The organism is Pedobacter sp. 05L430 (assembly GCF_056397585.1).
This window is the reverse complement of the sequence record NZ_JBFTNT010000284.1, coordinates 1-5,503: the sequence shown is the minus strand read 5'-3', so window position 1 is coordinate 5,503 and position 5,503 is coordinate 1. Positions and strand designations below refer to the sequence as shown.

5 protein-coding genes are annotated in these 5,503 nt (G+C 34.6%); 4 read left to right on the top strand and 1 reads right to left on the bottom strand.

Going from position 1 to position 5,503, the window contains the following annotated elements; genetic code table 11:
- The coding region (locus AC1DG9_RS22560; RefSeq protein WP_477635277.1) for a CpsB/CapC family capsule biosynthesis tyrosine phosphatase at positions 1 to 447 on the bottom strand (447 nt) is incomplete at its 3' end.
- Positions 448 to 655: 208 nt separating this feature from the next.
- Between AC1DG9_RS22560 and AC1DG9_RS22555 the strand changes: the two genes are divergently transcribed.
- The 4 genes from AC1DG9_RS22555 to AC1DG9_RS22540 form a co-directional block, all read left to right on the top strand.
- Positions 656 to 1,432, top strand: a complete 777-nt coding sequence (locus AC1DG9_RS22555; RefSeq protein ID WP_337718081.1) for a polysaccharide biosynthesis/export family protein — start codon at positions 656 to 658, stop codon at positions 1,430 to 1,432.
- Between the two features lie 15 nt (positions 1,433 to 1,447).
- Positions 1,448 to 3,835 carry a GumC family protein gene (locus AC1DG9_RS22550; RefSeq protein ID WP_337718083.1) on the top strand — a complete coding sequence of 796 codons (2,388 nt, stop codon included), beginning with the start codon at positions 1,448 to 1,450 and terminating at the stop codon, positions 3,833 to 3,835.
- 18 nt (positions 3,836 to 3,853) lie between these two features.
- A complete protein-coding gene (locus AC1DG9_RS22545; RefSeq protein WP_337718085.1) occupies positions 3,854 to 4,831 on the top strand; it encodes an SDR family oxidoreductase in 978 nt (325 codons plus the stop codon).
- 17 nt (positions 4,832 to 4,848) lie between these two features.
- Positions 4,849 to 5,503: nucleotide sugar dehydrogenase (locus AC1DG9_RS22540; protein ID WP_477635276.1), on the top strand; the 655-nt coding region annotated here is incomplete at its 3' end.

Sequence of the window (5,503 nt, the reverse complement as noted above, 5' to 3'; positions counted from 1 at the left end):
GGCAAGGATAATCTGATAACCTTTAATGCCAAGATCAAAGAAAACCTCTTCCAGGTCATGAGGTCTTGATATCTGACTAAATTCTACCAACAATCTATTACCCGGCAATGGCATTAAATTCCCTTCCGTAAGTTGATTTTGAAATTGTTCGTCAAGATAATATTCTGAAGAAAGGTTTAAGGTAATTCCATCGGGTAACTTGCCCTCTAGTTTAGAATGTCCATCTCTTAAGGTTTCGGTGGTATTGGGGTGGATGTCTTGTAAAGTGTGCGGTGTAGTAATCAAATGATGAAACCCTAATTCTTTTAATCCGGAAATTAATTGAATACTATCTTGTATGTCCTTTGAGCCATCGTCAACCCCTGGAATTAGGTGAGAATGCATGTCAATGCCTATTGAGCTAAAATCAGTATACTTAAATTTACTGGAACGATTGAAAAAAAACATGTGATCTTTTTTTATAATAATTAATCAATACGAAGCTAAGTATAAAATTTAAAACTTTATGGTATGGAATTTGTGATTGGGGCTGTGAATTAGAACAGAGGATAATTTGTATTTATTATTGAACCTAATAATTAATGATTATTTATCATAGAGGAGTAAATCTTAAGTATTATCTTTGGAAAATTTAATAAATGTGCTATATAAGCCTATGAGAAAATTTCTTTATTTAATTGTTGCTGTACTCTTTATGAGTTCTTGTGGCGTGAAATATAAAACCGTACCCTATTTTACAAACCTACCAGCTGATTCATTGCTTCAAGAAAACATCTTGAATAAGGTAGTGTTTAAAATTCAGAAGAATGATATTTTAGCCATTACTGTGAGTAGTTTAAATCCTGAAGCGTCTGCTATTTTTAATATGGGCACAACGAGTTCTTTGCAGGGAAGTACTGCAGCAAATGTAAATCCATCAAATACTGCTAATGGCTTTATGGTAGATGATAGAGGCGAAATTCAGCTACCTTTATTAGGCCCTGTTCGGATAGAAGGTTTGACTACAAGTGAAGCCAGAGCCTTAATTCAGAATAAATTAGTGAATTACCTTAAGGAGCCTGTAGTTAGTATCCGACTAGTTAATTTTAGAGTATCTGTTTTGGGAGATGTTGCTAGGCCTGGGGTTTATCCTGTAAATAATGAGCGTGTAAATGTTTCGGAAGCTTTGAGTATGGCTGGCGATTTAACGATTACTGCTGTGCGTAATAATGTATTATTGGTTCGCGAGATTGATGGTAAAAGACAATACATTCGACTGGATATGCAAAATAAAGAATTGTTTAATTCTCCTTACTATTATTTGCAAAACAATGATGTCTTGTACATTCAACCTGGCAAGGCGAAATACGCAAGTGTGGACTCAAGCTACAGAAATGTAAGTATTGTTCTATCTGCGTTGTCAGTAATTGCATTAATCATTAGTCGCTTTTAATAGAGTATTATATTTATGAATGAAATAATGAATTCTGAAAGTGTTAATGATTTAAGCATTGACCAAGATAAAATAAATTTAGGGGAAATTATAAGGAAGTACTTGTATCACTGGCCTGTTTTTTTTCTAGGAATAGTCTTCACACTAATTTTAGCCTTTTTATATTTACGTTATACCAAACCTGTTTATGGGATTAGTAGTACGCTATTAATTAAGGATGAAAAGAAGGGGACAGCTTCTGATGACATGCTAAGTCAGCTGGAGTTATTTGGTGGGTCAAAAGTCGTCGATAACGAAATTGAGATTTTGCAATCTAAAACATTAATGAGATCTGTCGTTAAAAGATTGTTTCTAGATGTTAATTTGAGCGCAGAAGGAAGGGTTGTAAGTACGGATATCTATAGTGATCGGCCAGTCAATTTTCAAACCTTTGAAATTCAGAAGAAATATTTTGGAAAGGAGTTTATTCTTTCATTTCCAAACAGCAATCAATATGCTCTTGAGAATGCTGAAACAGGAAAAAAAATAACGGGTCCACTGAATCAATTGCAACGGAATTATCTAGGTACCTATAAAATCGATAAAACTTCTTTTTTCCCAAAACAAATACAAGAATCGTTTACATTTTCTTTTAGTAACCCTGAAAAAGTTGTAGATGAATGTTTATCTAATTTATCAGTTGAGGTAGCAAGTAAGCAATCAACTGTATTGAAATTAACATATCAGAGCACAGTTGCCAACCGAGGTAAAGACGTTTTGAATACGTTAATCCAGGTGTATAACGAGGCTGCTTTGAGAGATAAAAATAGAACAACTCAAAGTACGATCGATTTTATTGATGAACGATTAGCTTTGATTACTGGAGAATTGGTCGAAGTTGAAAAAGACGTAGAAGGTTTTAAAAGTAGCCAAGGTTTAACCGATATAAGTAGCGAAGCATCCCTCTATTTGGATAATGTTAAGGCTAATGATGCAAAGTTAAATGAAGTAAATCTGAAATTGGGAATAATAAAGAATTTGCAGAGGTATGTGGATTCGGAAAGCGCCCAAGAGAAATTACCAAGTACTATGGGCATTGATGATCCTGTACTTTTAGGTCAGATTAATCAATTGAGTGAGTTACAATTGAAGAAAATAAATTTGTTGGCTACTACGCAACCAAACAACCCTATGTTTGAACCTATTAATCAGCAAATTGAGGCAACTCGAGCAGGGATTAGAGCAGGGATAAAAAATGTCCAACAAACTTTAGAAAGCACCCTAAAGGGTTTGATGTCAAATAACACTCAATATGAGGGGTCGATTAAAAAAATTCCCGGCCAAGAGCGTAAATTTATTAGCATTAAACGCCAGCAAAGCATTAAAGAGAGCCTTTATTTGTACTTACTTCAAAAAAAGGAAGAGGCTGCTTTATCTTATGCGTCTGCAGTTGCAGATAGTAGGGTAGTAGATGCTGCATTTGCAACAACGAATCCCATTAAACCAAAGAAAGCTTTAACTTATTTGATGTCTTTTTTAGTCGGGCTATTATTACCTATAGGCTATTTATACAGTAAAGATTTGATAAATAATAAAGTGATTTCATCTTCTGATATATCTAAGTTAACTTCGACGCCTGTTTTAGGAGAATTAATGTATGAAGATGGTGGAGAACCTATTGTTGTTCAGGTTAGCAGTAGAAAGGCTATCGCTGAACAGTTCCGGGCAATTCGGACAAATTTACAATATATACACGGTAAGCAACATGAGAAAAAGGGGATAGTTACCCTAATCACTTCTAGTATGTCTGGCGAGGGCAAGAGCTTTGTTGGAAGTAATATTGCAACTGCACTTTCAATCAGTGGCAAAAAAACTATTCTATTAGAATTAGATTTACGTAAGCCAAAGGTTAGTAAGTATTTAAATTTAAGCAATAAGATGGGACTGAGTAATTATTTGATTGGAAAAGCCAGCTTTGCTGATATTATCCAACCATCAGGTATAAGTCCTAACCTTATGGTTATTGGTTCAGGACCAATACCTCCAAATCCATCAGAATTATTGACTGGTAATGAAATGGAGGAGTTATTTAAATATTTAAGAGAGAATTTTGAGGAAATAATAATCGATACGCCTCCAATTGGTTTAGTAACTGATGCGCAAATACTGGCACGTTTGGCAGATGCAAGTTTATACATTGTTCGGCATGGCGTAACCTTTAAACATCAGATCTCCCAATTAGATAATTTACATAAAGCTAATAAATTCCCTAAATTAAATATTGTTTTTAATGGTGTTCAAATTGGCGGTAACTATGGGTATGGATACGGATATGGATATGGTTACGGATATTATTCTGACGATGTAAAGCATGGAAGTAAAGGATTATCTGAATTATTAAAAGATTTCTTCAAGCGGTTTTAATTTATACGATCAATAAAAATGAGTGATAGTAAAGTAATTTTAATTACTGGCGGAGCCGGTTTTATCGGATCTAATCTATGTGAATATTTCTTATCCAAAAGCTATAAAGTACGTGTGTTGGATAATTTTTCGACAGGTCATAGATACAACATAGATCCTTTTATGAAAAATGAGAATTTTGAATTGTATGAGGGGGATATTCGTAATATAGAAGATTGCAATAACGCACTTAAGGGAGTAACTTATGTTCTGCATCAAGCAGCTTTAGGTTCTGTTCCTCGATCAATTAATGATCCTATAACTACAAATGATGTAAATGTCTCAGGTTTTCTTAATATGTTAGTCGCATCTCGCGATGCTAAAGTTAAACGATTTGTTTACGCGGCAAGCTCCTCTACATATGGTGACTCACAGAATCTTCCTAAAGTCGAGAATGTCATTGGCAAGCCTTTGTCTCCCTATGCAATTACCAAGTATGTCAATGAGTTGTATGCAGACATCTTTTCTAAGGCATATGGTTTAGAAACTATCGGCCTGCGTTATTTTAACGTTTTCGGTCGTAGGCAGGATCCAAAAGGAGCATACGCTGCTGTTATTCCTAAATTTACTATGCAATTCATGAATCATGAAAGCCCCATTATTAACGGAGCCGGGGATTACTCACGAGATTTCACTTATATAGATAATGTAGTTCAAATGAATGAACTAGCTATGACTACTGAAAATTCAGAAGCAATTAACACTGTATATAATACTGCAGTTGGGGATCGCACTACATTGAATCAACTAATTGAATATTTAAAAGAGTTTTTAACAGAATATGATACTGAAATCGCAAAAGTTGAAGTGACACATGGACCCAATAGAGCTGGAGATATTCCTCATTCTCTAGCTAGTGTTGAAAAAGCTGTAAATCTTTTAGGTTATAAGCCAACACATGTAATAAAAGAGGGTTTAAAAGAGGCTGTTAAATGGTATTGGAATAATTTGAAATAAAAATATTAATAAAATATATGTCATCTCTAGAAAATATAAAAATCACAGTTGTTGGTCTTGGTTATGTAGGTTTACCTTTGGCGCGTTTGTTTGCTACGAAATACCCTGTAGTCGGTTTTGATATTAATCAAGGAAGAATTAATGAATTAAATTCAGGAACTGATTCCACACTGGAAGTATCGGCTGACGTGCTGCAGTCTGTTTTAGTTGATAAACCTTCAGATTCAAATGGATTATACTGCTCATCAAATCTAGCTGATATAAAAGGTTGTAATGTGTATATCATAACAGTTCCTACACCAGTTGATAAGAATAATCGTCCTGATCTAACACCTTTGTATAAATCCAGCGAAACAGTCGGCAAAGTATTGTCTAAAGGTGACATTGTTATTTATGAATCAACTGTTTATCCTGGAGTAACGGAGGAGGAGTGTATTCCCGTTTTAGAAAAAATATCGGGTTTGATCTTCAATAAAGACTTTTTTGCAGGTTATTCTCCAGAGCGCATCAATCCAGGTGATAAAGAGCATACGGTAGAGAAAATTTTAAAAGTGACATCTGGCTCTACACCAGAAATTGGACAGAAAGTCGATCAATTATATAAGTCTGTCATTATAGCGGGGACACACTTAGCACCATCTATTAAGGTGGCAGAAGCAGCTAAGGTAATAG

Excerpts from the sequence above, each read along its gene's own strand:
- AC1DG9_RS22555 (WP_337718081.1), top strand. The coding sequence starts at position 656 with ATGAGAAAATTTCTTTATTTAATTGTTGCTGTACTCTTTATGAGTTCT.
- AC1DG9_RS22550 (WP_337718083.1), top strand. The coding sequence starts at position 1,448 with ATGAATGAAATAATGAATTCTGAAAGTGTTAATGATTTAAGCATTGAC.
- AC1DG9_RS22545 (WP_337718085.1), top strand. The coding sequence starts at position 3,854 with ATGAGTGATAGTAAAGTAATTTTAATTACTGGCGGAGCCGGTTTTATC.